Source organism: Kribbella sp. ALI-6-A, from assembly GCF_001984195.1.
Classification (GTDB): domain Bacteria; phylum Actinomycetota; class Actinomycetes; order Propionibacteriales; family Kribbellaceae; genus Kribbella.
Map to the genome: position 1 here is coordinate 246,514 of NZ_MTQN01000009.1, position 24,082 is coordinate 270,595.

General features: G+C 70.7%; 29 protein-coding genes. 16 read left to right on the forward strand and 13 right to left on the reverse strand.

Going from position 1 to position 24,082, the window contains the following annotated elements; all coding sequences use genetic code 11:
* Positions 1 to 12: 12 nt before the first annotated feature.
* Positions 13 to 810 (reverse strand): class I SAM-dependent methyltransferase, encoded by a 798-nt coding sequence (locus BWI15_RS10165; protein WP_077014087.1) that lies wholly within the window; start codon positions 808 to 810, stop codon positions 13 to 15.
* A gap of 63 nt (positions 811 to 873) precedes the next feature.
* Here BWI15_RS10165 and BWI15_RS10170 point away from each other — a divergent pair, with 63 nt between their 5' ends.
* On the forward strand, positions 874 to 1,614 hold the full coding sequence (locus BWI15_RS10170; RefSeq protein WP_077014088.1) for a DinB family protein: 741 nt from the start codon (positions 874 to 876) through the stop codon (positions 1,612 to 1,614).
* A 5-nt stretch (positions 1,615 to 1,619) separates the two neighbouring features.
* On the opposite strand, the gene BWI15_RS10175 is transcribed toward BWI15_RS10170, so the two are convergent.
* Positions 1,620 to 2,129, reverse strand: coding sequence for a VOC family protein (locus BWI15_RS10175; RefSeq protein ID WP_077014089.1), 510 nt, complete (start codon positions 2,127 to 2,129; stop codon positions 1,620 to 1,622).
* Between the two features lie 116 nt (positions 2,130 to 2,245).
* Between BWI15_RS10175 and BWI15_RS10180 the strand changes: the two genes are divergently transcribed.
* The gene (locus BWI15_RS10180; RefSeq protein WP_077014090.1) at positions 2,246 to 3,922 is read left to right on the forward strand and encodes a glycoside hydrolase family 9 protein; all 1,677 of its coding nucleotides are present in this window, start codon (positions 2,246 to 2,248) and stop codon (positions 3,920 to 3,922) included.
* Here the strand turns inward: BWI15_RS10180 and BWI15_RS10185 are convergent.
* Positions 3,911 to 4,897 (reverse strand): serine hydrolase domain-containing protein, encoded by a 987-nt coding sequence (locus tag BWI15_RS10185; protein ID WP_077014091.1) that lies wholly within the window; start codon positions 4,895 to 4,897, stop codon positions 3,911 to 3,913. The genes BWI15_RS10180 and BWI15_RS10185 overlap by 12 nt on opposite strands.
* A gap of 9 nt (positions 4,898 to 4,906) precedes the next feature.
* Complete coding sequence (locus BWI15_RS10190; RefSeq protein WP_077014092.1) at positions 4,907 to 5,368, reverse strand: SRPBCC family protein; 462 nt, start codon at positions 5,366 to 5,368, stop codon at positions 4,907 to 4,909.
* A gap of 155 nt (positions 5,369 to 5,523) precedes the next feature.
* On the opposite strand from BWI15_RS10190, the gene BWI15_RS10195 reads away from it, so the two are divergent.
* The 4 genes from BWI15_RS10195 (at position 5,524) to BWI15_RS10210 (ending at position 8,788) form a co-directional block, all read left to right on the forward strand.
* Positions 5,524 to 6,267 carry a GAF and ANTAR domain-containing protein gene (locus BWI15_RS10195; RefSeq protein WP_083750747.1) on the forward strand — a complete coding sequence of 248 codons (744 nt, stop codon included), beginning with the start codon at positions 5,524 to 5,526 and terminating at the stop codon, positions 6,265 to 6,267.
* A gap of 143 nt (positions 6,268 to 6,410) precedes the next feature.
* Positions 6,411 to 6,728, forward strand: coding sequence for a hypothetical protein (locus tag BWI15_RS10200; RefSeq protein ID WP_077014093.1), 318 nt, complete (start codon positions 6,411 to 6,413; stop codon positions 6,726 to 6,728).
* Positions 6,729 to 6,770: 42 nt separating this feature from the next.
* Positions 6,771 to 7,574 (forward strand): alpha/beta fold hydrolase, encoded by an 804-nt coding sequence (locus BWI15_RS10205; protein ID WP_077014094.1) that lies wholly within the window; start codon positions 6,771 to 6,773, stop codon positions 7,572 to 7,574.
* Positions 7,571 to 8,788, forward strand: a complete 1,218-nt coding sequence (locus tag BWI15_RS10210; protein WP_237771215.1) for a PP2C family protein-serine/threonine phosphatase — start codon at positions 7,571 to 7,573, stop codon at positions 8,786 to 8,788. Before BWI15_RS10205 ends, BWI15_RS10210 begins: the two co-directional genes overlap by 4 nt.
* Here the strand turns inward: BWI15_RS10210 and BWI15_RS10215 are convergent.
* The 3 genes from BWI15_RS10215 to BWI15_RS10225 form a co-directional block, all read right to left on the reverse strand.
* Positions 8,785 to 9,069 (reverse strand): hypothetical protein, encoded by a 285-nt coding sequence (locus BWI15_RS10215; RefSeq protein WP_077014096.1) that lies wholly within the window; start codon positions 9,067 to 9,069, stop codon positions 8,785 to 8,787. The two genes, BWI15_RS10210 and BWI15_RS10215, sit on opposite strands and share 4 nt — an antisense overlap.
* Before the next feature lie 42 nt (positions 9,070 to 9,111).
* Complete coding sequence (locus tag BWI15_RS10220; RefSeq protein ID WP_077014097.1) at positions 9,112 to 9,936, reverse strand: NADPH-dependent oxidoreductase; 825 nt, start codon at positions 9,934 to 9,936, stop codon at positions 9,112 to 9,114.
* Positions 9,937 to 10,041: 105 nt separating this feature from the next.
* Positions 10,042 to 10,512 (reverse strand): MarR family winged helix-turn-helix transcriptional regulator, encoded by a 471-nt coding sequence (locus tag BWI15_RS10225; RefSeq protein WP_077014098.1) that lies wholly within the window; start codon positions 10,510 to 10,512, stop codon positions 10,042 to 10,044.
* 71 nt (positions 10,513 to 10,583) lie between these two features.
* Here BWI15_RS10225 and BWI15_RS10230 point away from each other — a divergent pair, with 71 nt between their 5' ends.
* From BWI15_RS10230 to BWI15_RS10245, 4 genes are all read left to right on the forward strand, one after another.
* The gene (locus tag BWI15_RS10230) at positions 10,584 to 11,651 is read left to right on the forward strand and encodes an LLM class flavin-dependent oxidoreductase (RefSeq protein WP_237771216.1); all 1,068 of its coding nucleotides are present in this window, start codon (positions 10,584 to 10,586) and stop codon (positions 11,649 to 11,651) included.
* A gap of 39 nt (positions 11,652 to 11,690) precedes the next feature.
* The gene (locus tag BWI15_RS10235; RefSeq protein WP_077014099.1) at positions 11,691 to 12,743 is read left to right on the forward strand and encodes an LLM class flavin-dependent oxidoreductase; all 1,053 of its coding nucleotides are present in this window, start codon (positions 11,691 to 11,693) and stop codon (positions 12,741 to 12,743) included.
* Positions 12,740 to 13,429: an NADPH-dependent F420 reductase gene (locus BWI15_RS10240; RefSeq protein ID WP_077014100.1), complete on the forward strand. Its 690-nt coding sequence runs from the start codon at positions 12,740 to 12,742 to the stop codon at positions 13,427 to 13,429. The genes BWI15_RS10235 and BWI15_RS10240 overlap by 4 nt, the downstream gene beginning before the upstream one ends.
* Positions 13,430 to 13,502: 73 nt before the next feature.
* The gene (locus BWI15_RS10245; protein WP_077014101.1) at positions 13,503 to 13,961 is read left to right on the forward strand and encodes a nitroreductase family deazaflavin-dependent oxidoreductase; all 459 of its coding nucleotides are present in this window, start codon (positions 13,503 to 13,505) and stop codon (positions 13,959 to 13,961) included.
* Between the two features lie 12 nt (positions 13,962 to 13,973).
* Here the strand turns inward: BWI15_RS10245 and BWI15_RS10250 are convergent, their stop codons facing one another.
* Positions 13,974 to 14,648, reverse strand: coding sequence for a FadR/GntR family transcriptional regulator (locus BWI15_RS10250; RefSeq protein WP_077014102.1), 675 nt, complete (start codon positions 14,646 to 14,648; stop codon positions 13,974 to 13,976).
* Between the two features lie 172 nt (positions 14,649 to 14,820).
* Here BWI15_RS10250 and BWI15_RS10255 point away from each other — a divergent pair, with 172 nt between their 5' ends.
* Both BWI15_RS10255 and BWI15_RS10260 read left to right on the forward strand, forming a co-directional pair.
* Positions 14,821 to 16,185, forward strand: a complete 1,365-nt coding sequence (locus BWI15_RS10255; protein ID WP_077014103.1) for a 2-isopropylmalate synthase — start codon at positions 14,821 to 14,823, stop codon at positions 16,183 to 16,185.
* A 38-nt stretch (positions 16,186 to 16,223) separates the two neighbouring features.
* Positions 16,224 to 17,630, forward strand: coding sequence for an MFS transporter (locus tag BWI15_RS10260; protein ID WP_077014104.1), 1,407 nt, complete (start codon positions 16,224 to 16,226; stop codon positions 17,628 to 17,630).
* On the opposite strand, the gene BWI15_RS10265 is transcribed toward BWI15_RS10260, so the two are convergent.
* Genes BWI15_RS10265 through BWI15_RS10275 form a run of 3 tightly spaced genes read right to left on the reverse strand, consistent with a single transcriptional unit; the run spans position 17,606 to position 20,249 of the window.
* Positions 17,606 to 18,193, reverse strand: coding sequence for a GerMN domain-containing protein (locus tag BWI15_RS10265; RefSeq protein ID WP_077014105.1), 588 nt, complete (start codon positions 18,191 to 18,193; stop codon positions 17,606 to 17,608). The two genes, BWI15_RS10260 and BWI15_RS10265, sit on opposite strands and share 25 nt — an antisense overlap.
* A complete protein-coding gene (locus BWI15_RS10270) occupies positions 18,190 to 19,551 on the reverse strand; it encodes a sensor histidine kinase (RefSeq protein ID WP_077014106.1) in 1,362 nt (453 codons plus the stop codon). The genes BWI15_RS10265 and BWI15_RS10270 overlap by 4 nt, the downstream gene beginning before the upstream one ends.
* Entirely contained in the window at positions 19,548 to 20,249 is a 702-nt protein-coding gene (locus BWI15_RS10275) for a response regulator transcription factor (RefSeq protein WP_077014107.1), read from the reverse strand. Before BWI15_RS10275 ends, BWI15_RS10270 begins: the two co-directional genes overlap by 4 nt.
* Before the next feature lie 144 nt (positions 20,250 to 20,393).
* Between BWI15_RS10275 and BWI15_RS10280 the strand changes: the two genes are divergently transcribed.
* Both BWI15_RS10280 and BWI15_RS10285 read left to right on the forward strand, forming a co-directional pair.
* Positions 20,394 to 20,708 (forward strand): STAS domain-containing protein, encoded by a 315-nt coding sequence (locus BWI15_RS10280; RefSeq protein ID WP_077014108.1) that lies wholly within the window; start codon positions 20,394 to 20,396, stop codon positions 20,706 to 20,708.
* Positions 20,705 to 21,187 (forward strand): hypothetical protein, encoded by a 483-nt coding sequence (locus tag BWI15_RS10285; protein ID WP_143465467.1) that lies wholly within the window; start codon positions 20,705 to 20,707, stop codon positions 21,185 to 21,187. Before BWI15_RS10280 ends, BWI15_RS10285 begins: the two co-directional genes overlap by 4 nt.
* On the opposite strand, the gene BWI15_RS10290 is transcribed toward BWI15_RS10285, so the two are convergent.
* A complete protein-coding gene (locus BWI15_RS10290) occupies positions 21,184 to 21,792 on the reverse strand; it encodes a TetR/AcrR family transcriptional regulator (protein WP_077014110.1) in 609 nt (202 codons plus the stop codon). The two genes, BWI15_RS10285 and BWI15_RS10290, sit on opposite strands and share 4 nt — an antisense overlap.
* A 210-nt stretch (positions 21,793 to 22,002) precedes the next feature.
* Between BWI15_RS10290 and BWI15_RS10295 the strand changes: the two genes are divergently transcribed.
* Together BWI15_RS10295 and BWI15_RS10300 are read left to right on the forward strand one after the other, a co-directional pair.
* Entirely contained in the window at positions 22,003 to 22,683 is a 681-nt protein-coding gene (locus BWI15_RS10295) for a haloacid dehalogenase type II (protein WP_077014111.1), read from the forward strand.
* A 99-nt stretch (positions 22,684 to 22,782) separates the two neighbouring features.
* Positions 22,783 to 23,487 carry a GAF and ANTAR domain-containing protein gene (locus BWI15_RS10300; RefSeq protein ID WP_077014112.1) on the forward strand — a complete coding sequence of 235 codons (705 nt, stop codon included), beginning with the start codon at positions 22,783 to 22,785 and terminating at the stop codon, positions 23,485 to 23,487.
* Between the two features lie 12 nt (positions 23,488 to 23,499).
* Here BWI15_RS10300 and BWI15_RS10305 read toward each other — a convergent pair whose 3' ends face one another.
* Positions 23,500 to 24,078 (reverse strand): SecDF P1 head subdomain-containing protein, encoded by a 579-nt coding sequence (locus BWI15_RS10305; RefSeq protein ID WP_077014113.1) that lies wholly within the window; start codon positions 24,076 to 24,078, stop codon positions 23,500 to 23,502.
* Between the last annotated feature and the right edge of the window lie 4 nt (positions 24,079 to 24,082).

A 24,082-nucleotide genomic window follows, 5' to 3' on the forward strand; every position in this document is an offset into this window, starting at 1 on the left:
AAACTCCCCGGCCTATCCGGCGGCGGGGACCCTGCCGATCGAGACGAGATACTCGGCCGACACGCTCAGCGAGCCGTCGGTGGCCGTGTTCCACTCGTTGTCGAAGGCAATGATGGCGTCGCGCAGGGCCGGCCAGTCCGGACCGAGCGCCTGCCGGGCCGTCACCAGCGGGCCGAAGTTCTCGGCGTAGAAGTCGGCGAACTGCTCGACCGACGGCGCGGTCAGCACCACCTCGTCGGTGTGGAAGGTGAAGTCCACGCCAGGGATCATCTCCCGGACGTGCTCGGGTTCGCCCCACGCGACCGGCCGCGGGCCGCTGGAGGCGGGCACCGGGAGATGCCGGCCGACCACCTCGAACATTCGGCCGGCGTACCCGGTCGGCAGCCAGGCGGTCACCGCGATCGTGCCGCCGGGCCGGCACACCCGGGCCAGTTCCGCGCCGGCCTTGGCGTGGTCCGGCGCGAACATGTGCCCGAACGTCGAGAACACCCGGTCGAACCGGTCGTCGTCGAACGGCAGCTCCGCCGCGTCGGCCTCGACCCACTCGATCTCGACGCCCGCCTCGGCCGCGCGGCGCCGCCCGGCCACGAAGTGCTGCGGCGCCAGGTCGCAGCCGACCACCGTCGCCCCGCGCTGCGCCGCCGGGATCGCGATCGAGCTGCCCGAACCGGTCGCGACGTCCAGCACCTCGTCCGACGGACCGACCCCGACCTCGTCCAGCAGCTTCGGACCGACGCCCGCGATCAGCGTGGCCACCGCGTCCCAGCTGCCCGCGCTCCACATCGCCCTGTTCTGCTCGCGCTCGTCCATCTGCTCATCATGTGACTCGGCTCGCGGAAGCGGAATGTCCTGGAGCGGTTTTAGGGTGACGGTATGGACGAGTTGCGACTGAGCGACGCGCGGCTGCGCGGGGTGGCGATCAGCGACGTACAGGTCCGTGGTGGCAGCCTGTACCGCGGCAAGCTGTACGGCCTGGAGTTGTGTGACGTGGAGATCACCGGTGAACTGCGCAACGTCACCGTGAACGGCGTCGACATCGCGCCGCTGATCGACGCCGAGCTCAACCGCCGGATGCCCGAACGCGCGAAGATGCGGCCCGAGAACGCCGACGGGTTCCGCGAGGCGTGGTCGATCCTGGAGCGCCTGTGGGACGGCACGGTCGCTCGCGCCCGGACGTTTCCCGAGGCCGACCTGCACCGCAGCGTCGGCGAGGAGTGGTCGTTCGTCCAGACGCTGCGACACCTCTGTTTCGCCAGTGACGCCTGGGTCGCCCGGGCGATCCTCGGCGATCCGTCGCCGTGGCATCCGCTCGACCTGCCGTGGGACGAAGCGCCCGGCTGGCCCGGCATCCCGTGGGACCGCGAGGCCCGCCCGTCCCTCGACGAGGTCCTGGCCGTCCGCGCCGAACGCCAGGCGATGGTCCGCGAGGTGATCGCCGGCCTCACCGACGCCCAACTGGCCTCGACGGTGACGCAGACCGCGCCCGGCTGGCCCGTGCTCGAGGATTTCCCGCTGCGCGAATGTCTGGACATCGTGCTCATCGAGGAATGGGAGCATCGCCAGTACGCCGAACGCGACCTGACCGCGCTCGCCGAACAACCACCCGCCGGCTGAAGGCTCTAGCGGGAGATCCCGACCCCGCTGCGCGCGTCACGCCCGTACTTCGCTAGCTCGGCCGGCAGGTCGAGCGGGGCCACTCCGACCTTCGCCCGGTCGGCGTCGGTCAGCAGATCGGCTGGAATCAGCCAAACGATCTCGAACTCCAGCCCGTCGGGGTCCTTGCCGTACAGCGACTTCGTCGTCCCGTGGTCCGACTTGCCGACCAGCGCACCGGCCGCACTCAGCTTCTGCTCCAGGTCGGCGAGGTCGCCGAGCGTGTCGACCTCCCAAGCGAGGTGGTAGAGCCCGACCGTCGCCCGGCCCGCGAGTGATGGCCCGGCCTGCGCGCCGATCTCGAACAGCCCGAGGTCGTGGTCGTTGGCCGACCCCGGGGCCCGCAGGAACGCGCCGCCCCGAAAGGAGTCCCCGACCTCGGTGTAGCCGAACCCGAGCACGTCGCGGTAGAACCCGACGCTGCGCTCCAGGTCCCCGACGTACAGCACCGCGTGATTCAGCCGAAAGATCGCCATGTCCCCAACTCCCTGGTCGCCACTACCCACCACAGTAGTTGAACACTCAATGTGCGCGCCGCACCTGGACCGGATCCGGCGGACAATGGGTCGAGTTGCCCGCTGAAAGGACAGTGATGCGCGCGAGGGACGAGAACCGCCCGGGAATCCTGGTCCCTCATCTCGGCTACGGCGCCGGCGCCGCGAAGGCGGTGATCGCGGTCGTGCCCGACGGCCCCCTGGTCGCGGAGCTGGTCGGCCCCCACCGGATGAAGCTGACCCCCGGCCCGGTCGAGCGAGTGCCGGGCTGGACCGGCGGACCTTACTCGCGCATCCCGCTGCCCGACGTACTGGAGCCGGGGACGTACTCCGTCCGCGTCGTCGCCGGCGAACAGGAACTGGTGTCCGAGCCGTTCGTGATCGCGCCCGAGCGACTGCAGCGGCAGACGATGTCCGACGTCCTGGCCTACTTCAAGGCGATGCGGTCCAGCGGTGAGATCGACCGCAAGGACCGCGCGGCCCGCTTGTGGGGCGACGACTCCGGTACGACGGTCGACGCGCGCGGCGGCTGGCTCGACGCGAGTGGCGACACGAGCAAGTTCCTGTCGCACTTGACCTACACGTCGACGATGAGCCCACAGCAGATCCCGCTCTGCGCGTGGGCGATGATGGCGGCGCGGGACCAACTCGGCGCGGCGCTGACCAAGGTGCTCGGCGCGCGCCTTCGGGACGAAGCGCTCTGGGGCGCGGACTTCCTGCTCCGCTTCCGATCGCCCGAGGGATACTTCTACACGGGCATCTTCGACGCGCTCACGAAGCGGCTGGACGAGCGTGTGATCACCGCGCCGCTGCAGGACTGCGTCCGCACCAGCCGCTACCAGGCGGCGTACCGGCACGGTGGTGGGCCGGCGATCGCGGCGCTCGCTCGCGCCTCCACCCTCGACGACGACGGCGACCACAGCCGCGCCGAATACCTGACCGCCGCGCGCGAAGGCTTCGAGCATCTGGAGCAGCACAACCTGGAGTACCTGTTCGACGGCACCGAGTCGATCGTCGACGACTACACAGCCCTGCTCGCCGCGACCGAACTCGTCGCCGCCGGCGAAACCGGCGGCCCACTAGAGGCCGCCCGCCGCCGAGCCGCCTCCCTCACCCAGCGCTATGTAGGCGAGACTCCCGGCTGGTTCCGCGCCGACGAGCTCGGCCGGCCGTTCTTCCACGCGGCCGAACCCGGCCTGCCGATCCTCGCCCTGCTCCGCTTCGCCGAGATCCTGCCGGACACCCCGGAAGCCGAGCCCGCCCGCCGGACCGCCGTCCAGGCCATGCACGACGTCCTCGAGCGCACGGCGTCCGTTCCCAATCCCTTCGGTTATCCGCGCACGCTCGTCCAGCCGTCGGACGGCGTACCGCGGGAGGCCTTCTTCTTCCCGCACGCCAACGAAACCGGCTACTGGTGGCAGGGCGAGAACGCCGCGATCGCCTCCCTCGCCGCCGCTGCCAACGCCTGTGCACAACTCGGCGGCAACACCCGTGAGCTGAGGGCCTTCGCCGACGACCAGCTCGCCTGGATCACCGGCCGCAACCCGTTCGACACCTCGATGCTGCACGGCCGCGGCCGCAACAACGCCGACTACTCGTCGGACTTCCCGAACCTGCCCGGCGGCATCGTCAACGGCATCACCTCGGGCTGGACCGACGAGAACGACATCGCCTTCCTGCCCGACGACGCGCCCGAGGGCGACAGCTGGCGCTGGGCCGAGCAGTGGATCCCCCACACCGGCTGGTTCCTGCTGGCCGTCGCCTCAGCCCGCTGACCCGAGCAGCTCGGCGAGCAGCGTTCCCGTCTCGGGCTCGTCGCCGGTCCCGCCTGCGTGGGCAAGCGTGACCTGGTGGGACAGGTCCGCCGAGTGGTAGCTCACGGTGAAATAGCCGAAGATCCCGCCGGTGTGCCCCCACAGGACCAGGCCGCCGGACAGAGTCCGCTGCTCGATCCCGAGCCCGTACGCCGTACCGTCACCGCTCGGCACGACGGTGAGCATCTCGGCGAGCTCGTCCGCACCGAGCAGCTCCCCGCCCAGAACGGCCGCGTAGAACCGGTTCAGGTCGTCCGCCGTCGACACCACCTGCCCGGCCGCCCACGCCTGGGACGGGTTCATCCGAGCGCAGTCGACCAGCTCACCGCCGGACTCCAGATAGGCATGCAAGTGCGGATCCGGCAGGTCCACCGCGTCCCCCGGCACCTGGGTCCGGGTCAGCCCGAGCGGTTCGAGGATGCGGGCCCGCACCTCGTCGGCGTACGGGCGGCCGGTGACGGCCTCGATCAACAGGCCGAGCGCGATGTAGTTGGTGTTCGAGTAGGACCAGTCGGCCTGCACCCGCGGCTTCCCGACGACGGCCGCGAGCGTCTCGGCCGGATCCCAGTGGTCGTACCGGATCCGCAGGAGCCCGGCCACGTCCGGCAGGTCGTCGGTGTAGTTGTACAGCCGGCTGGTGTGGTTGAGCAGCTGTCGCAGCGTGATGTCCGCAGGCACGTTCGGCAGCTGGGCCGTCACCGCCTCGTCGAGCCGCAACCGGCCCTCACCCACCAGCTGCAGTACGACGACCGCCGTGAACGTCTTCGTGATGCTGCCCGCCCGGAACCAGCTCTCCGGGTCGACGGGCGAACGCGACGACCGCTCCCCCACCCCGCTCACACCGATCCAGTCGCCCTCGGGCGAACGCCGGTGCAGCAGCACTCCGGACGCGCCGTTCGTCACCAACGAGTTCAGCGTGCTCTGCGGCTTCTCCACGCACGGAGGTTACTCGCGAGGTTGCCGCTCCGGCTGCTCGACGGTCGCCTTGATCCCGCTCAAGGTCCGCTGCAGAGCCTCGTCGATGGACGGGCCCTCGGCGTTCTCGGTGTGCAGCCGGACCGTCAGCTGCGCCGTGCCGTCGGCGATGAAGCCGACCTCGAGCTCGCCGTGGTACTCGTGCGGGCCGGGAGCGGACCAGCGGATCTTCCGGTCCTCCTCGACGATGTCGAGCATCGCCTCGCTGCGCTCCTCGTGCTGGTCGACCACGGCGGCCACCTCGACCCGCTCGTGCACGGGTTCGCCGGGCCGGCGGGCCTCCGCGCCCTGGGACTCCCGGGACGGCTCGTCGAGGCGGTGCGCCTCGGTCATCTGCGGCAGGTACTCCGGCAGCCGCTCGACGTCGGACAGGTAGTCGAACAGCACGTTCGGTGCGACGTCCACCACGGTCGAGGCTTCGTAGTCACCCATCGAATCCGTCCTTGTCTCGAGAGCACCCGTACCACGCCCGGGTACCCGCGGCCGCCCGGTGGAAACAGCTCGCGACGACCGCCGGCCTGGGCGACCGGCAGGGCATCATCGGGGAGTTATGTGCAACCGTGGGAACGGCCGGGCATCATATGCACATGACGGAGCGGGACTCGGCCTCGGCGGTTGAGAAGCAGCAGTTGCAGCAGGCGCTGGAGCACGAGGGCCCCGAGCCCGTCGTGGCCACGGTGTTCGCCCAGCTGGCGATCGAGTTGCACGACGCCGAGGGCCTCGACGAGACGGTCGACGCCGTCGTCCAGTTCGCCCTCCAGGCCGAGGCCTGCACGTACGCCGGGGTGGTGCTGTCCGCCCCCGGCGGCTGGGAGATCGGCGCGGTCACCGACCCGCTGGTGACCAAGATCTACCAGGAGCAGCTCGACGCGGGCGAGGGTCCGCTGATCGTCGCGCTCACCGGGGGCACCACCGTGCACGTCGACGACATCGCGGCCGAGACCCGCTGGCCCGCCTGGCGCGAGCGCCTCACGTCGTACGGCGTGGGCTCGGTGCTGCACGTCCCGATGTGGTCCGGTGACCAGATGCTCGGCGTGCTGAGCCTGTACAACGGGAGCCCGCACGCGTTCGACGCCGACGACGAGGCGATCGCACACATCCTGGCCCGGCACGCCTCGGTGGCGGTCGCCTCGGCGCGCGACGGCGAGTCGATGACCGCGGCGGTCGACGCCCGCAAGCTGGTCGGCCAGGCGATGGGCATCCTGATGGAACGCTTCGGCCTGGACGAGGCACGCGCGTTCGAGATCCTCAAGCGCTACTCCCAGCACACGAACACCAAACTGAGGGACGTCGCCCAGCAACTGATCGACACCCGTAAGCTGCCCCAGTGACCACTGCGCCGCCCGCGGCCCGCAACCGCCGCCGACCAGGTCCCGGTTGCACTGTGACGAAGACTTCGCCATCGGATGCGTAACACAACCTTGCTCTGGGCACCTAGGAGGACGAGCGCAGACCAGCCCGGAGGACGACGCCCGTGACGGACCCGTACGCCGAGATCAACGGCCACCAGGTGATCGATCTGCACCGGGTGACCTCGGAGGGCCGATTCTCCGCCGGACCGGTCTGCATCCGCTGCGACGCGCACTTCGACGACCGTCGCGAGATCGAGAACACGGCGTGCCCGGTGCCGTTCTCCACCGGCAACCACGACCTGCTGGTCGACCCCGACGACGGCTTGCTGTACTGCACCCGCTGCCCGCTGGTCGCCTACGACCTCGCCGACGCCGCGAGCGAGGAGCCCTGCCCCGGGCCGCTGCGCGGTCAGCGCCCCTGGCGAAGCGACCGCCGGTAAGTCGCTGCCGGCAGAGTCCGGCCGGGCTGCGAAGATGTCGGCGTGAACATCCTGCGCCGAAACAACGTGACGACCACCGGTACCCCGGACGGCCGCACGGTTCTGCTGGCCCACGGCTTCGGCTGCGACCAGAACATGTGGCGACTGACCGTCCCGGCTCTGGCCGCTGACCACCGGGTCGCCCTGTTCGACTACGTCGGCGCCGGCCGATCGGATCTGACCGCGTTCGATCCGCAGCGGTACTCGACGCTCGAGGGGTACGCCGACGACGTGGTCGAGGTGTGCACCGCGCTCGACCTGCACGACGCGGTGTTCGTCGGGCATTCGGTCAGCGCGATGATCGGCGTCCTGGCGGCCCGCAAGGCGCCGGAGCGGATCGGCGCTCTGGTGATGGTCGCGCCGTCGCCGTGCTACCTGAACGACGGTGACTACCGCGGCGGGTTCGACCGCGCCGACATCGAGGAGCTGCTGGCCTCACTGGAGTCCAACTATCTCGGCTGGTCGTCGGCGATGGCGCCGGTGATCATGGGCAACCCCGAGCGGCCCGAGCTCGGCGAGGAGCTGACGACGAGCTTCTGCGCGACCGACCCGGCGATGGCCCGGGTCTTCGCCCGGACGACGTTCCTGTCCGACTCCCGGGACGACCTGGCCTCGGTGAAGGTGCCGACGCTGATCCTCGAGGCGACCGAGGACGTGATCGCGCCGCGTGCGGTCGGCGCCTACACGCACGCCGCGATCGAGGGGTCGAAGCTCGTCACGCTGGACGCGACCGGTCACTGTCCCCACCTGTCCGCGCCGGCCGCGACCAACCGGGCGATCACCGAGTTCCTCGCCGACCTGGGGTGATCGTCACGGACAGCACCGAGGAGGTCTACGAGACCGCGCCGAGCGGGCACCTGTCGACGACGATGGACGGCACGATCGTCAAGATCAACGCGACCCTACTCGGCTGGCTCGGCCTGACCCGGGATGCCGTGATCGGGCGGATGCGGTTCGCGGACCTGCTGACGATCGGCGGCAGGCTGTACAACGAGACGCACCTGGCACCGTCGTTGCGGATGCAGGGCGCGGTCAGCGGCATCGCGCTCGAGCTCAAGCGTGACGACGGCGGCCGGTTTCCGGTGCTGGTGTCGTCGGTGGTCAAGTACGACGAGACCGGCGAGCCGGTCCTGATCCGGACGACGGTCTTCGACGCGCAGATCCGGCGCGCGTACGAGGAGGAGCTGCTGCGGGGCCGCCAGGTGGCCGAGGAGGCCCGGCAGCAGGCCGACCTCGCGCGACACGAAGCCGAGATCGCCCACCGTCAGGCCGAGGCCGATCGTGCCCAGCTCCAGGACGCGCTCTCGGTGCTCCAGCAGGCGCTGCTGCCAGAACGGCTCCCCGACGTACCGGGGCTCGAAACCGCGTCGTACTACCACACCGCTTCCGCGATCCAGCTCGGCGGCGACTTCTACGACCTGTTCGCCGTCGACCAGGAACGCTGGGGATTTTTCCTCGGCGACGTCTGCGGCAAGGGGCCCGCGGCCGCCGCAGTGACCTCGCTCGCCCGCTACACCCTGCGCGCGGCGGCGCTGCACGACCCCGGATCGGCCCTCGCGGCGCTCAACGCGCTGCTGAACGAGCGTTTCGCGACCGGTGACCCGCGCTACTGCACCGCCGTCTTCGGCACTCTCCGGCCGGATCCGGACACCGGGCAGGTCGCCGTCGAGTTCGCCTCCGGCGGTCACCCGCCACCACTGCTGATCCGTGCCGGCGGCACCGCCGACTTCGTCCACACCACCGACGGAACGCTGCTCGGGATCCTGCCGTCCGGCGAGTTCCCACCGACCCAGCTGCTGCTCGAGCCCGGCGACACTCTCCTGCTCTACACCGACGGCCTCACCGAAGCCCGCGTCGACGAGGACGAGTTCTACGGCGAGCAGGCGCTGCGCACCCTCGCCCTCCGGTACGCCGGCGCGCCCGCGAGCGAGCTGGTCGAGGCCCTGTCCGAGGTCCTGACCAGCTTCGGCGTACCGCTCGCGGACGACACCGCCTTGCTCGCCCTCCGGGCCACGCCTTAGTCCGCGGAGACCTTCACCCCACGAGCGGCCGCGACCTCCAGCGCCTCGCGCGCCGGTGCCGTCATCCACCGCAGCGGCTGGTCCAGCACGCGGGACACGATCGGCTCCTCCAGGTGCAGGATCTCGGCCACCCGACGCAGGGCGTCGGCCTCATCAGTTGCCGAGTACAACAAATGGATCACCTCGTGGCGGTGGGCGTAGACGCTGAGCGTCGCCGCCGCCAACCCCGGATCGACCGCGTCCGGCCGAACCTCCTCAACACTGTCCCCGTGAGTCTTCATGACTCCACAACGCGCCAGCGGACCCGTCTGTCACGCGCGGCCTCACCGAAGCTGGAAGCCCCTGACCCGGAGCGCCTCGCGCAGGTGCTCGCGGCCGTTGAGGCCGGCCACGCTGCCGAAGCGAGCCGCCACCCGGCGTACCCAGCTCTGCGGCAGTCCCGCGGCGGCGTAGTACCGGTTGAGCAGTTGTTCGTAGGCCTCGACGTGCGCCGCCTGCGGTTCCAGCGCGTATTGCTCGTGGTGCAGAACTGCCTGCTGCGGAAGCCTTGGTTTGACCGTCGTCTCGTCGTACCGGTCGGGACGGCCGACGGTCAGCCCGAACACCGGGAAGACGTTCGGCGGCAGGTCGAGCTCCGCGGCCACCTCGAGCGGCCGGTTGCGGATCGCGCCGACGAACACTGTGCCGAGCCCGAGCGATTCGGCGGCCAGCGCCGCGTTCTGTGCCGCGAGCGCGACGTCCACGAACCCGAGCAGCGCGGCCTCGACGAAGTCCGCGCCCTCCGACGACGCCTGCCCGATCTGCTCGGTCACCTGGCGGGCCCGCGCGAGGTCGGCGAGCCACACGAGCAGCAACGGCGCCTGGGCGATGAAATCCTGCTCACCGGCGAGCTCGGCCAGCCTGGTACGGCGTTCCTGGTCCCGTACGGCGACGACGCTCCACAGCTGGAGGTTGCCGGAGGTGGGCGCCGACTGCGCCGCGGCGACCAACGCCGACAGCGTTTCGTCGGAGACCGGGTCCGGCCGGTAGCTCCGCACCGAGCGGTGAGCCAACTGCTGGGCGAGCACCTCGTTCCACACCGCCGGCGGCTCGATCGGCGCCTCGCCGCCGTACCGGAGCCGGTAGGAGGTATCGGGCGAAAGCGTCATCTGCTGGTCCTCACCGAAGCGTCGAAAGCCGGGTCCATCGGTAGCCAGGGTAAGGACGCTCCCCCGCACGGCCCCACCGCCGTCCACCGGCCGGACGAGACGAGCTCAGCTGACCTTCAAGTGGGTGCGCAGCGCCGTCGCGAGGTCCGCGGCGGCGTCGAGCTGCTCCGGCGTGAGCGCATCGACGAAGAGCGCGCGGATGGCACGCAGGTGCGGGATCGTCGCGGCCTGGAAGGCGACGGCACCGGCCGGAGTCAGGACGACGTCCGCGCCACGACTGTCCGTCGCGCACTCCTCCCGGCGGATCAGGCCGCGGCGTTCCATCCGGCCGAGGTGGTGGGACAGCCGGCTGCGTTCCCAGTCGATCCGCGCGGCCAGGTCCGACGGACGCAGGCGGTCCCCTGCGGCCTCGGTGAGTGCCAGCAGTACGGCGTAGTCACCGCGCGACAGGCCGGACTCGTCCTGCAACCGGGCGCCGAGCTGGGTCCGCAGCGCCTCGGCGGTCTCGATGAATTCCCGCCAGATCCGCAGCTGGTCGGTGGTGGGAAGAATTCGCCGGGACACCGCGTTACTCATCTCGAACCTCCTGGTTGACGCGTCAACTCAAGAGTATATGATTGACATGTCAACCCCGAAAAGGAAACGACGTGAACGAGGTGACAGCGGTGACGACGAGCGGTTTCGAGCTGGGTCTCGACTCCTTCGGCGAGGTGGCCACGGACGGTGGCCGGATCATGAGCGACGCCGAGACCGTGCGGCTGCTGGTCGAGGAGGCGAAGCTGGCCGAGTCGGTCGGCCTGGACGCCTTCAGCCTCGGCGAGCACTACCGCGAGGGTCACAACGACTCCGCGACCCCGGTCGTCCTGGCCGCCGTCGCGTCGGCGACCGAGCGGATCGCGCTCGGGACCTCGGTGACGGTGCTCAGCACCAACGACCCGGTCCGGCTGTACCACGAGTTCTCCACGCTCGACGCGGTCTCCAACGGCCGGGCCCAGATCGTGCTCGGCCGGGCCTCGGCGACCGAGTCGTTCCCGCTGTTCGGGTACGACCTGGCCGACTACGAGCGGCTGTTCGAGGAGAAGCTGGAGCTGTTCGTCCGGCTGCAGCGCGAGGAAGAGGTGACCTGGTCCGGCACGGTCCGGGCACCGCTGACCGCCCAGACCCTGCACCCCCGGATGCGCCCCGGCGGCATCCCGACCTGGATCGGCGTCGGCGGCACGCCGAACTCCGTACTGCGCGCCGCCCGCTACGGCCTGCCGCTGATGATGGCGATCATCGGGGGCCGTCCCCAGCGTTTCGCCGGCAACGTCGCACTGTACGAACGAGCCCTCGACGACCTCGGCACGCCACGGCTCCCGATCGGCCAGCACTCGCTGGGCCTGATCGCCGAGACCGACGCCGAAGCCCAGAAGATCTGGTGGCGGTACTGGCAGCCGGTGGTCGAGAACCTCGCCCGCGAGCGCGGCTTCTACGCACCGACCATGGACCGCTACCTGGCCGAGGTCGACCACGGCGCGCTGTTCGTCGGCTCCCCGGAGACCGTCGCGCAGAAGATCGCCACCATGGTCCGCGACCTGCACCTGAGCCGGTTCGATCTCAAGTACGACGTGATGTTCCTGCCCCGACAAGCCCGGGCCCGCACCATCGAGTTGCTCGGCCGCGAGGTCGCGCCGCGGGTGCGCGAGCTCATCGCCCAGCAACCCACCGCCGCCTGACCACTTCAGCACCATCCCAGCACAAGGAGCGCAGCAGCCGTGACAGATATCGAGTTCGGACTCGACACCTTCGGCGACGTCCCCCAGGACGACAACGGCCAACTGGTCTCGCACGCCGTGGCGATCCGCCAGGTCGTCGAGGAGGCCGTCGTGGCCGACGAGCTCGGCGTCGACGTGATCGCCCTCGGCGAGCACCACCGCCCGGAGTACTCGGTCTCCTCGCCCGAGACCGTCCTGGCCGGCATCGCGACCAAGACCAACCGCATCCGGCTGGCCTCCGGCGTCACCGTGCTCAGCTCGGACGACCCGGTCCGCGTCTTCCAGCGCTTCGCCACCGTCGACGCCCTGTCGAACGGCCGGGCCGAGGTCATTCTCGGCCGCGGTTCGTTCACCGAGTCGTTCCCGTTGTTCGGCTACGACCTGGCCGACTACGACGTCTTGTTCGAGGAGAAGGCGGACCTGTTCGTCAAGCTGCTCGACGAAAAGCCGGTCACCTGGACCGGTACGACGCGGGCGGCGCTCGACAACGCCGACGTCTACCCCAAGACCGAGTCCGGCCGGCTGAAGACGTGGATCGGCGTCGGCGGTTCGCCGCAGTCGGTGATCCGGACCGCGCACCACAACCTGCCGCTGATGCTCGCGATCATCGGCGGTCAGCCCGAGCGGTTCGCGCCGTACCTGGAGCTGTACCGCCGGGCCGCCCAGGAGTTCGGCACCACGGCGTACCCGGTCGGCATGCACTCCCCCGGCTTCGTCGCCGACACCGACGCCGAGGCCCGCGAGGTCTACTGGCCGCACTACAAGGTGATCCGCGACCGGATCGGGCAGCAGCGCGGCTGGCCGCCGATCCGTCCCGAGGAGTACCTGGCCGAGATCGAGCACGGCTCGCTCTACATCGGGTCGCCGGACACCGTCGCCGCCAAGATGGCGCGGGCGATCAGTTCGCTGGGCGTCGGCCGGTTCGACCTGATCTACACCAGCGGCACGCAGCCGATCGGCGCCCGGATGCGGGCGGTCGAGCTGTTCGGCGGCAAGGTGATCCCGCAGGTACGTGAGCGGCTGGCCGAGCTGACGCCGGTGGAGCAGGCATGAGTGCCACCGGCATCCACACGATCGGGATCCTCGGCGCCGGCAAGGTCGGCACCGTGCTCGGCCGGCTGGCCGTTGCCGCGGGCTACAAAGTGCTCATCGCCGGCTCGGGTGACCCGGCCAAGATCGCGCTCACTGTCGAGATCCTGGTGCCCGGTGCCGTCGCCACCACCGCCGCGGAGGCGGCGGCCCGGGCCGACCTCGTCGTCCTGGCCCTGCCGCTCGGCAAGTACCGGGCGATCCCGGCCGAGCAGCTGCGCGGCAAGCTGGTCGTCGACGCGATGAACTACTGGTGGGAGATCGACGGGCAGCGCGACGACCTGACCGACCCGCGGACGTCGTCCAGCGAGATCGTCCAGCGGTTCCTGGACGGCGCGCGCGTGGTCAAGGCGTTCAACCACATGGGCTACCACGATCTCGACGAAGAACCCCGCCCCGCCGGTACGCCGGGCCGCAAGGCGATCGCCGTCGCCGGTGACCGGCCGGACGACGTTGCCGTGGTCAACGAGTTCGTCGACGACCTCGGCTTCGACCCGGTCGTGCTCGACCGGCTCGCCGACGGCGTCCGGCTCCAGCCCGGCGCCGAGGCCTTCGGCGCCAACGTCGGGGCCGAGGAGCTGCGCGTGATGCTCGACCGCTTCCCCGGCACCGAGCTCGGCCGGCAGGTGGCCGCCGCCCGTCACGCCTGACGGCGGCGGCTCGCCCGCAAGGTGATCAGGAATCGAGAAGCACCCGGCGGGGCCCGGCTCCTAGCGTGAAGCCATGACGAACACACAGCAGGCCAAGCGCAAGCCCGGAACGCCGGGACGGTTCTCGCGCTGGATGCAGCGCACGACGGCCGCGCGGATGAGCAAGAAGATCCGCGGTGGCAAGGCACAGATGATGGGCATGGACGTCCTGGTCCTGAACACGGTCGGCCGGCGCAGCGGGGAACCGCGGGCGACGCCGCTGGCCTGGTTCCCCGACGGTGACTCCTGGCTCGTGGTCGCCTCCGGCGGGGGCAGTCAGCACCCGGACTGGCACGCGAACCTGACGGCCCACCCCGACAAGGTGTCGGTCGAGTTCCCGGGCCAGGACGCCGTACCGGTGACGGCCCAGCGGCTCGGCAAGGCCGAGCGCGACGAAGCCTGGCAGCGGATCGTCGCGGCCCAGCCGCGGTTGGGCAAGTACCAGAGCAAGTCCGAGCGGGAGTACCCGGTCATCCGCCTCACCCGGCGATGATCGCCGGATCCGTCAGCCGGGCAGGTCGTCGCGGACGCCGGCCAGGTGGGACCGGCTCCGGCCGGCCGCCAGCTCGGGGTCCTGCGCCCGGATGGCGTCCACGATCGCCGCATGCTCGGCCTGGTCACCCCGGTGCCGGGCATGCGCCGCGTCGAGCTTCAGCATGTCCAGCATCGCCCGGCGGATCCGGGGCACGAAGCTGTCGAACAGTTCGGCCAGCACGAGATTGTGCGCCGCGGTGATCACGGCTCGGTGGAACGCGAGGTCGGCCTCGACGTACTCGTCGTCGGGCGACTCCGCGGCGGCCCGCGACCGTTCCGCCAGAGTCCGCTTCAACGCCCGCAGGTCGGTCGCCGTACGCCGGGCCGCCGCGAGCCGGGCCGCCTCGGTCTCGATCGCCAGCCGCCCTTCCAGTACGTCGGTGATCGCGGCCCGGCGCAGCACCCGGTCCCAGTCCTCGACCGGCTGCGTCCCGACCACGAAGACCCCCGCGCCTTGGCGGCTCTCCAGCACCCGCCGTCCGGCCAGCTCGCGCACCGCCTCCCGCACCGTCGACCGGCCGACGCCGAGCTGAGCCGCCAGCGTCGTCTCGCCCGGCAGCTTCTGGCCCACCGGCCACTCGCCCGCGCCGATCCGGCGCAGGAGCTCGTCGGCGGCCTGCTCGGCCAGTGGGTGACGGCGAATCATCGCACCACTCTAGCTCCTCAGCTTGTCTGAGGAGCTGCCGCCGGGTTAGGGTCGCTTCGTGTCCTGGAGCCGCCTTCTTCTCAGCCGCCACGGCGGGAGCTGATTCGACCGGCGCCCCTCCGTGGAGTGCTGGTGTGCGCCGGTCCCCGAGCTCTCCCGCAAGGACACCTTCATGGACCACCGCTGGAACCGCCAGCAGCCCTCGCCGATGCCGAACCAGCGCTACCGCCCGGTCTTCGACCGCGTGCCGGTCGTCCCGATCGCCCGTGACTGGCCCGGCCGCCGGACGACCACCGCCCCGCTCTGGGTCCCGGTCGACCTGCGCGACGGCAACCAGGCGCTGGCCGAACCGATGGACCCGGCCCGCAAGCGCCGCTTCTTCGACCTGCTCGTCGGCATCGGCTACAAGGAGATCGAGGTCGGCTACCCGTCCGCCTCGCAGACCGACTTCGACTTCGTCCGGCAGCTCACCGACGTGCCCGACGACGTCACCGTCGTGGTGTTCACCCCGGCCCGGCGGGCGCTGATCGAGCGCACGATCGAGTCCGTCCGCGACCTCCGTACGCCGGTCGTCGTGCACCTGTACGCCGCGACCGCGCCGCTGTGGCGCGACATCGTCCTGCGCCGCAGCCGGGACGACTTGACCGCACTCGTGCTGGACGCCGCCGACGACATCCAGCGCCTGACGCGGGACCGCGACAACCTCCGATTCCAGTTCTCGCCGGAGGTCTTCAACCTTACCGAACCCGACTTCGTCCTGGACCTGTGCAACCGGCTGACCGCCCGCTGGGACGCGTCGCCGGACCGGCCGGTGGTGCACAACCTGCCCGCCACGGTCGAGGTCGCCACACCCAACATCTACGCCGACCAGATCGAGTACATGCACAAGTCGCTCGACCGCCGCGACAGCGTCATCCTCTCGGTCCACCCGCACAACGACCGCGGCACCGGCGTCGCCTGCGCCGAGCTCGCGGTCCTGGCCGGCGCGCAACGCGTGGAGGGCTGCGTGTTCGGCAACGGCGAACGGACCGGCAACGTCGACCTGGCCACCCTCGCACTGAACCTCTACACCCAGGGCGTCGACCCGATGATCGACTTCTCCGACATCGACCACATCCGGGCGACCGTTGAGTACTGCACGCGGCTTCAGGTCCCGGTCCGCCACCCGTACGTCGGTGACCTCGTGCACACCGCCTTCTCCGGGACGCACCAGGACGCGATTCGCAAGGGCCTGGCCGAGCACAGCCGCCGCGCGGCGGCGGCCGGCGTACCGGAGCGGGAGCATCCGTGGGATGTGCCCTACCTTCCGATCGACCCGGCGGATCTCGGCCGTACCTACGACGCCGTGATCCGGGTCAACAGCCAGTCGGGCAAGGGCGGCATCGGCTATCTCCTGCAGACCGAGTACGGCCTGACGCTGACGCCCGAGCAGGAAGCCGACTTCGCGCGCCACGTGCAGCAACACACCGACAGCACCGGCCGGGAAGCCACTCCGGCTGAGCTCCACGCGCTCTACCACCAGGTGTACGCGCTCTGACGACTGACAACCAGGGTCGCTGATGGTAGTTTCGGAACATGTTCCGAAACTACCGAAGCGGCCTGACCCTCACGGTGGTCGCCGTCGTGCAGTTCATGGTGTCGCTCGATCTGTCGGTCGTGAACGTGGGACTTCCGCAGCTCGCCACCGGGCTCGGGTTCAGCGCGACCGGCGTCACCTGGGTGATCCACGCCTACGCCCTCACCTTCGGCGGTCTGTTGCTGCTCGGCGGCAAGGCCGGCGACCGCTACGGGCGCAAGCGGATGCTGCTCGCCGGCCTCGCGCTGTTCGGCCTCGCGTCGCTGGCGGGCGGCTTCGCCCAGGACCCCGGCCACCTCGTCGCCGCCCGCGCCGCGCAGGGAATCGGAGCCGCTGCCTTGGCGCCGGCGGCGCTCGCACTGCTGGCGACCACTTTCCCCGGCGGCCGGGCGAGGGTCCGGGCCTTCGGCGTCTGGAGTGCGATGAACGCGGCCGGCGGCGCGCTCGGCGTACTGATCGGTGGCGTGCTCACGCAGTACGCGAGCTGGCGATGGGTGATGTTCGTGAACGTCCCGATGGCCGCCGTCGCGTTCGCGCTGGCCTGGCGGGGTGTCGCCGCAGACCTGCCCGCCGTACGGCGCGGCCGCCCGGACGTCCTCGGCGCAGTCCTCGCCACGGCCGGGATGACCACGCTCGTGTTCGGTGTCGTCCGCACCGACCGGCACGGGTGGGCCTCGCCGGCCACCGTGATCACGCTGGCGATCGCCGTCGTCCTGCTCGCGGCTCTTGTGCTCGTCGAGCGCACCACGCGCCGGGAACCGCTGGTCCGGCTCGGCCTGTTCGCCAACCGGTCCGTCTCCGGCGCGAACGTTTTCAACCTGCTGGTCGGCGCCGCGATGGCGTCGGCGTTCTACTTCCTGTCGCTGTATCTGCAGCGCGTGCTCGGCATCGGGCCGGCGCTGACCGGCGTGATGTTCCTGCCGTTCGCGCTCGGCGTTGTCGCCGGGTCGGTGCTCGCGGTCAAGCTCGGCTACCGCTTCGCGCCGAGGAACCTTCTGATCGGCGGCGCGCTGCTGACGGCGACCGGGTTCGCCTGGTTCGGGCTGATCAGCGCCGACGGCGCGTTCGCCACCGACGTACTCGGTCCGTCGATCCTCGCCAGCGTCGGTTTCGGGCTCTGCCTCGGCCCACTCGTCGCAACCGCGACCACAGACGTCGAGCCGCACGAAACCGGTACGGCGTCCGGCCTGCTCAACAGTTCCCGTCAGCTCGGTGCTTCCCTCGGACTGGCTGCCCTCGGTACCGCCGCGCAGCAGCACACCGGCGACACGATCACGCCGGAAACCCTCAACGCCGGCTACGCCCGAGGCCTCACCTTGTGCGCGGTGCTGCTGCTCGCCGCCGTACTCGTCGCCGTCACGGTCCTCCGCCGTACCGCGGATCAGCCCGCGGCCAGGGCGGCGTAGTCGGCAGCGGTCAGTGGTCTGTTGGTCAGGGAGCCGTCCGCGAGCAGGGCGTCCACCGGGAGACCGTCACGCTCGAAGGTGACCTCCCTGACCGTCGGCACCGCGGTCGCCGACAGCACGATCTGCCCGACCGCGAGCACGTTCTCCGCCGCCGAACTCCCGTCGGTCTCGCCGGACAGCTCGATCACCGCCCGGTCGCCTTCGAGCGCGACGACGGTCAGCTGCAGGCCGGTCGGCAGCGCCGAGGAGATCCCGGCGGCCCGCTCCCGATCGGTGGGTCCGGAGACCAGTGCGGCGACGGTCGCGGTCAGCCGATCCTGGACCGGACCGCTCGGCAACTCGCGGACCAAGCGCACCAGCCGGTCGTCCCGGACGAAGTGCACCACGACGCTCACCTGCCCGAGGCCGGGTGTCGTCGGCGCGACGTCCCGCGGCAGCGCCGTCTCCCGCAACCGCGACGGCAACGCGTCGGGCTGGATCTGCACCGGTGACTCCTGCACCGGCACTCCACAGCCCGTGACCACCAGCACGACGACCAGCGCCAGCGCCCACAGCCTCCTCATCGCTTCGCCTCCGGCAGCCGTACGACGAACCGCGCGCCGCCCGCGGGCGACGACGTGCACCACACGGCACCACCATGCGCCGCCGCGGTCTCCGCGACCAGCGCCAGCCCGAGCCCGGTCCCCGACGAGGACCCGCGGCGGGTCGGCCCGGTCGCGAACCGCTCGAACACCCGCTCGCGTTCCTCCGCCGGGATCCCGCTGCCCGCGTCGTCCACTTCGACGAGCACGTCGTCCCCGGACCGGCTGACCAGGACCGCGGTCAAACCACCACCGTGCCGTTCGGCGTTCTCGAACAGGTTGCGGAACAGCCGGCTCAAGCGCGCCTTGTCGCCGAGCACCTCCACGTCGTCGACCCCGGAGACCAGGGCCGGATCGCCGACCTCGTGCAGCACGTACCGCAACAACTCACCGAGGTCGACCCGCGCCTCCGGACGCAGATCGAGCCCGGCGTCGGAGCGCGCCAGCTCGAGCAGGTCGTCCAGCAGCCGCCGGAACCGGTCCAGATCCGCCGAGATCAGGTCGAGCAGCTGTTGCGACCTCGGCGGCAGCTCGTCCCGCCGCGCGGCCAGCAGGTCGACGCTGCCCACCAACGTCGTCAACGGCGACCGCAATTCATGGCTCACATCGGCCGCCAGCCTGGCGTCCCGCTCGATCCGCTGCTGCAGGGTCTGCACCATACTGTTGAACGAGGCAACAATCGTCGCGAGTTCCGGGTCCTCTGTCGGCGGCAGCCGGGTGTCCAGCTCGCCACCGGCGATCGTCGCCGCGGCGACGGCGACCCGGTTCAGTGGCGTCACCACCGACCGGCTGGCCCAGGCTCCGAGCGCAGCACCGGCCGCGGCGGCCAGCGCGGCGCCGCCGATCAGGATCGTGCTGAGCAGCCGCAGGATCGCGTCGAGCTCGTCCAGCGGGGCGATCTCGTAGAACTCACCACCGACGGCCGGCAGCGGTACGCCGACCACGATCACCGGCCCGTCCGCGGTCCGCACCCGCTGGACCGCGGCCCGCCCCTCGGCGGTCTCGGCGCGCAGCGCCGCGGGAACCGCGTCCCGGCCCTGGTCCAGCGCCGAGGCGTACCACTGGTCCTGCCACTTCAGCACGACGGTGTGGCCGGCCGGCATCCCGGCCGCTGTCAGTACGGCGGAGACGTCGGCGCCCGCGGTCTCGAGCCGTCGCTGCACGAACCCGGCGTCGGCGAGCGCCTGGTGCTGGACGACGCGTTCACGCTGGTCGAGCAGATACCCACGGGCCAGCGCGTAAGTGCTGACCGCGAACACCGCCGAGACGAGCAAGGCCACCAGCGCGAAGCCGATCACGATCCGGTGCCGCAGGCCGAGCGCACCGATCCGCCGGGTCACCGCGGGTCCAGCCGGTAGCCCATCCCCCGCACGGTGACCACCAGCATCGGGCGGCCCGGATCGCGTTCGATCTTGGTGCGCAGCCGCCGGATGTGCACGTCGACGATCCGCTCGTCGCCGTAGAAACCGTGCTCCCAGACCGAGGACAGCAACGCCGGACGACTCAGCACCCGGCCCGGCGGGCGGGCCAGCTCCGCGAGCAGCCGGTACTCGGTGACGGTCAGGTTCACGTCGGCGCCCTGGAGCAGGACCGAGCCGCGCGACCGCGACAGCACCAGGCGGCGGGACGGATCGGAGTCCAGCACGACGTCCGGCTCGGTCGCCTCGGCGCTGGTCCGCAGCCGGCGCCGCAACGCGCGCAGCCGGGCGGTAAGTTCCTTGATCTGGAAGGGTTTTGTCACGTAGTCGTCGGCACCGGCTTCCAGCCCGGCGACGATGTCGTGGGTGTCGGAGCGGGCGCTGACGATCACGATCGGGATGTCGCTGAGCTTGCGGATCTCCCGGATGCAGGTGAAGCCGTCGACCTCGCCGAGCATCAGGTCGACCAGCACCAGATCGGGCATCGCAGTGCGTACCAGGGCCAGGGCGGTGGGCGTGTCGGCGGCTTCGGTGACCTGATGCCCCTCGTCCTCCAGCGCCAGCCGCAGGACCGTGCGAATGCGGTCGTCGTCCTCGACGACCAGGACCTGCAACGCCATCGGACCATCCTCGCAACGATCGGCGGCCGCTGACGACCGGGCCCGTTCTCGTCATCTGATCGTAAAGAAGGCGCTCGACCGTTCTCAAAGTACGACCGCCAGAGTGGAACGATCCTGTCAGAGCCGCCGGGAAGGTCGTTCGCGATGACGCACACCGTTCACAAACCACCGCCGCGGAAAGCCATCGTCACGATCAGCGAGCAGGAGATCGCCGGTGGACTGACCGAGCTGCGCTGGCATCTGAACGACCTGGTGATGGACGGCGCGTGCCTGGTGGTGATCGACGTCTCCGATCTGGACCAGCTGTCCTCGACCCTGCTCTCGGCGCTGCTCGACACCCATCGGGTGTGCCGCCGGCGCGGTGGCGGCGTCGTCATCCGGCATGCGAACCGTCGCGCGGCCGACATCCTGCGCCGGACCGGCCTCGACCGGGTCTTCGAGGTCGAGGCCGCCGCGTGAGCCACCGTTACACCCACCGCCGCGACCTGCCGGTCTCCCCCACGCGTCACTGCCTGCGCCGCCCCGGTACGCCGTACTCGCGGCCTGTGCCCAGCACGACCTACCTGCCGCACGGCGTCGCGATCGCCTGCTCCTCCGACGACGCCGCTCGGCCCGGAGTCGACTACATCGATCTCGCCGTCGTCGAGCTCGACGCCGCCACGGCGTACCTCGACGAGCTCACCGGCACCGGCCTGCTCGCGCTGCCACCCGGCGTCCACTCACCCGATCCAGCCACCCTCGACGAGCTCGACCGGCTCGGCTGGCTCGTGCTCGACGGCAACCAGGGCTTTCCGGCAATCGCCGGACGCACCACCGGCGGCAACCTCGTCCTGTGCCTGTACGCCGACTTCGCCGTCACGCCGGAACCGGACCGCACGACGCTCCACAACACGCTGACCGCCCTGCACTTTGCGGCCGGCCTGCTCGAGAACCCCTAAGCCGGCGCGTGCGCGCGGATGTGATCGATGGTCGCGGTCAGTACGGCGTACAGCGCGTCGGTGTCGCGTCGGACCTGAGTCATCAGCAGTCCACCCTGCAGCGCGGTCAGCAGCACCAGCGACAACTGATCGACATCGGCCGCGGGATCCAGCTCACCCCGGTGCTGCAAGGACGCCAGGCCGTCGCGGATCGCGCCTTCCCACTGCCCGAAGGTCCCGTTCAGATCGCCGCGCGCCGCCGGGTCCTGGTCGGCCAGCTCGGCGGCGAGTGAGCCGATCGGGCAGCCACCCGCACAGTTCCGCGCCCTCTGGACCTCCACGACCGCGTCCCGCCAGGCCTCCAGGGCCTCGAAACTGTCCAGCCGGCTCAGCAGCGGCTTCTGGAATCCCAGCATCGACTCGGTCTGGTACTCGATCACCGCCCGCACGAGCGACCGCTTGTCCCCGAAGTAGTGGTAGAGCTGCGACGGACTGGTCACGCCGGCCGCCGTCAGCACGTCCTCCGTGCTCGTCCCCGCGACGCCCCGCTCGTACATCAACCCCGCCGCGGCCGCGACGATCCGCGCCCGGGTCGCTTCCCCCTTCGCCGTCAGCTTCCGCGCCACCCCGCTAAGCTACCATTTCTAGAATCATCTCTCTATTTTTTCCTCCTGGGAGCGCTGGTGCTGGACCGCGTCGTCGCCGAGGTCGGCCCCGCATGCCGGCCACCGGATAGGAGCCGGATCGCGAACGTGAGCACTTCGGTCGTCGCCAACCCCGGCGCCGGGACCGGCCAGATCTGGAACGCCCCTTCGACCGCACGGAGCTGATCTGTCATGACCCAGGTGCTCGCCTTCGATGTCAACGAGACCCTGCTCGACCTGAAAGCGCTCGACCCCCGCTTCGAGGACCTGTTCGGTACGGCGGCGCTGCGGCCGCTCTGGTTCGCCCAGATGCTGCAGCTCGCCTTCGTCGGCGGGCTGACCGGCGCGTACGTCGACTTCACCAGCGCGCAGAAGGCCGCGTTGCGGATGCTCGCAGCCCGTCAGCGGGTCGAGCTGAGCGACGACCAGGTCGACCAGACCGTTGCCCTGATGAGCTCCCTGCCGCCGCATCCCGAGGTGCCCGACGCCCTCGCCCGGCTGGCCGCGACGCCGCTGAAGCTGGTCGCGCTGACCAACTCGGTGCAGGAGGTCGCCGAGCAGCAACTGGTCAATGCCGGAATCCGGGTGCACTTCGACCAGGTGATGTCGGCCGACACCGTGCGTCACCTCAAGCCGTCGCCCGAGCCGTACCAAGCGGTCGCCGCGGCGTACGACGTGCCGGTCGGTGAAGTGCGCCTGATCGCGGCCCACAGCTGGGACGTCACCGGCGCTCTGCAGGCGGGCTGCCGGGCCGCTTTCGTCGCGCGGCCGGGCATGGTCCTCTCCCCGCTGGGCCCCCGACCCGATATGGTCGCCGACGACCTCGCCGCCCTGGCCGGCCTGATCGTGGAGCGCGACACCTACGCGGCGTGATCCGCACCATCGGGGGTTGGGCTGGGGCTGGTGAGGCAAAATGAACTCGTCGGCCGCTCCGATCCCCGGGGTGGTCACCATCGGAGCTGGGAGATCCTTGTGGCGACGCTCGACCCTGTAGACAGCGCTGCCGCCGACGCGTTCGCGCGACTGGCGGTGGAGTTGCACGACGCATCGGGAGTCGAGGAGACCGTCGACGCCGTGGTCCAGTTCGCGCTCCAGGCGCTGAACTGCACTTACGCCGGTCTCGCGCTGTCCACCCGGGGACGCCGTACCGAGATCGCCGCGGTGACCGACCCGGTCGTGGCCGACGTCTACAACCTGCAGATCGACGCCGAGAACGGGCCGCTGATCACCTCGATGCGCGAGCGGACCTCGGTGCTGATCCGCGACACCGGCACCGACGACCGCTGGCCGGAGTGGGCCGCGAAGGTCGCCGGTCTCGGCGTACGCAGCGTGCTCGACGTCCCGCTCACGCTCGGCGACGGCAGCTCACGAACCGTCGGCGCGCTCGGTCTGTACAGCCCGATGGTGGACGCGTTCGGCGTCGACGACGAGGCGATCGCCCGGATCCTGGCCCGGCACGCGACGGTCGCGGTCGCCACCGCCCGGCACGAGCAGACGATGGCCGAGGCCGTCGACGCCCGCAAGCTGGTCGGGATGGCGATGGGCATCCTGATGGAGCGCTTCGACGTCGACAGCGACCGCGCGTTCGCGATCCTCAAGCGCTATTCGCAGGACACCAACACCAAACTGCGCGACGTCGCCCAGCAGCTCATCGACACCCGGAAGCTGCCGCGCTGACCGGCGACCGCCTCACCCGCGGATGTCCGCGGCCAGCTTCTCGGCGTCCTGCTGGGTGAAGCCCGAACTGATCTCGACCTCACCGCCGGTGATCGCCGACATCACCGTCGGCGCGCTGACGACCCGGTCGTCGACCACGATCGCGAGCTGATTCGCCGGCGGAGACTGCTTGGCCAGCTCGGCGGTGAGCTGTTCGAACAACCTGCCGCCCTCGTCGTCCAGCTCGAGCGCGACCACCCAGGAACCGTTCGAGTCGCGCGCGGCCACCTCGGACACGTGCTTGCCATCCAGCTCCACGGTGCCGAGCGTGTAGGCCATGCCGTCCGCGCCGCAGACAACGCCGCCCGAGCTGCTCGCGGGCGACGCACATCCGCCGGGGGCCACCTTCACCACCCGGCGGAACTCCACCGCCTTCGGCGCCGACGCGGGGGCGCTGTCCGGCGCTTCGTTGCCGGTGCGAAGCACGAGCAGCACGAGCACTCCGAGCAGAACGAGCAGCACCAGGACGAGCGCGCCGACCACGATCAACGGACCACGCTTCTGCGGCGACGAACCGTACTGTGGCGGAGGGTACGGAGTCTGCTGTGCCATGTCC

Bases quoted from the DNA above. Each gene is read 5' to 3' on its own strand.
- BWI15_RS10165 (WP_077014087.1), bottom strand. From the start codon at position 810: ATGGACGAGCGCGAGCAGAACAGGGCGATGTGGAGCGCGGGCAGCTGG.
- BWI15_RS10170 (WP_077014088.1), top strand. From the start codon at position 874: ATGGACGAGTTGCGACTGAGCGACGCGCGGCTGCGCGGGGTGGCGATC.
- BWI15_RS10175 (WP_077014089.1), bottom strand. From the start codon at position 2,129: ATGGCGATCTTTCGGCTGAATCACGCGGTGCTGTACGTCGGGGACCTG.
- BWI15_RS10180 (WP_077014090.1), top strand. From the start codon at position 2,246: ATGCGCGCGAGGGACGAGAACCGCCCGGGAATCCTGGTCCCTCATCTC.
- BWI15_RS10190 (WP_077014092.1), bottom strand. From the start codon at position 5,368: ATGGGTGACTACGAAGCCTCGACCGTGGTGGACGTCGCACCGAACGTG.
- BWI15_RS10195 (WP_083750747.1), top strand. From the start codon at position 5,524: ATGACGGAGCGGGACTCGGCCTCGGCGGTTGAGAAGCAGCAGTTGCAG.
- BWI15_RS10215 (WP_077014096.1), bottom strand. From the start codon at position 9,069: ATGAAGACTCACGGGGACAGTGTTGAGGAGGTTCGGCCGGACGCGGTC.
- BWI15_RS10220 (WP_077014097.1), bottom strand. From the start codon at position 9,936: ATGACGCTTTCGCCCGATACCTCCTACCGGCTCCGGTACGGCGGCGAG.
- BWI15_RS10225 (WP_077014098.1), bottom strand. From the start codon at position 10,512: ATGAGTAACGCGGTGTCCCGGCGAATTCTTCCCACCACCGACCAGCTG.
- BWI15_RS10240 (WP_077014100.1), top strand. From the start codon at position 12,740: ATGAGTGCCACCGGCATCCACACGATCGGGATCCTCGGCGCCGGCAAG.
- BWI15_RS10245 (WP_077014101.1), top strand. From the start codon at position 13,503: ATGACGAACACACAGCAGGCCAAGCGCAAGCCCGGAACGCCGGGACGG.
- BWI15_RS10250 (WP_077014102.1), bottom strand. From the start codon at position 14,648: ATGATTCGCCGTCACCCACTGGCCGAGCAGGCCGCCGACGAGCTCCTG.
- BWI15_RS10255 (WP_077014103.1), top strand. From the start codon at position 14,821: ATGGACCACCGCTGGAACCGCCAGCAGCCCTCGCCGATGCCGAACCAG.
- BWI15_RS10260 (WP_077014104.1), top strand. From the start codon at position 16,224: ATGTTCCGAAACTACCGAAGCGGCCTGACCCTCACGGTGGTCGCCGTC.
- BWI15_RS10265 (WP_077014105.1), bottom strand. From the start codon at position 18,193: ATGAGGAGGCTGTGGGCGCTGGCGCTGGTCGTCGTGCTGGTGGTCACG.
- BWI15_RS10275 (WP_077014107.1), bottom strand. From the start codon at position 20,249: ATGGCGTTGCAGGTCCTGGTCGTCGAGGACGACGACCGCATTCGCACG.
- BWI15_RS10280 (WP_077014108.1), top strand. From the start codon at position 20,394: ATGACGCACACCGTTCACAAACCACCGCCGCGGAAAGCCATCGTCACG.
- BWI15_RS10295 (WP_077014111.1), top strand. From the start codon at position 22,003: ATGACCCAGGTGCTCGCCTTCGATGTCAACGAGACCCTGCTCGACCTG.
- BWI15_RS10305 (WP_077014113.1), bottom strand. From the start codon at position 24,078: ATGGCACAGCAGACTCCGTACCCTCCGCCACAGTACGGTTCGTCGCCG.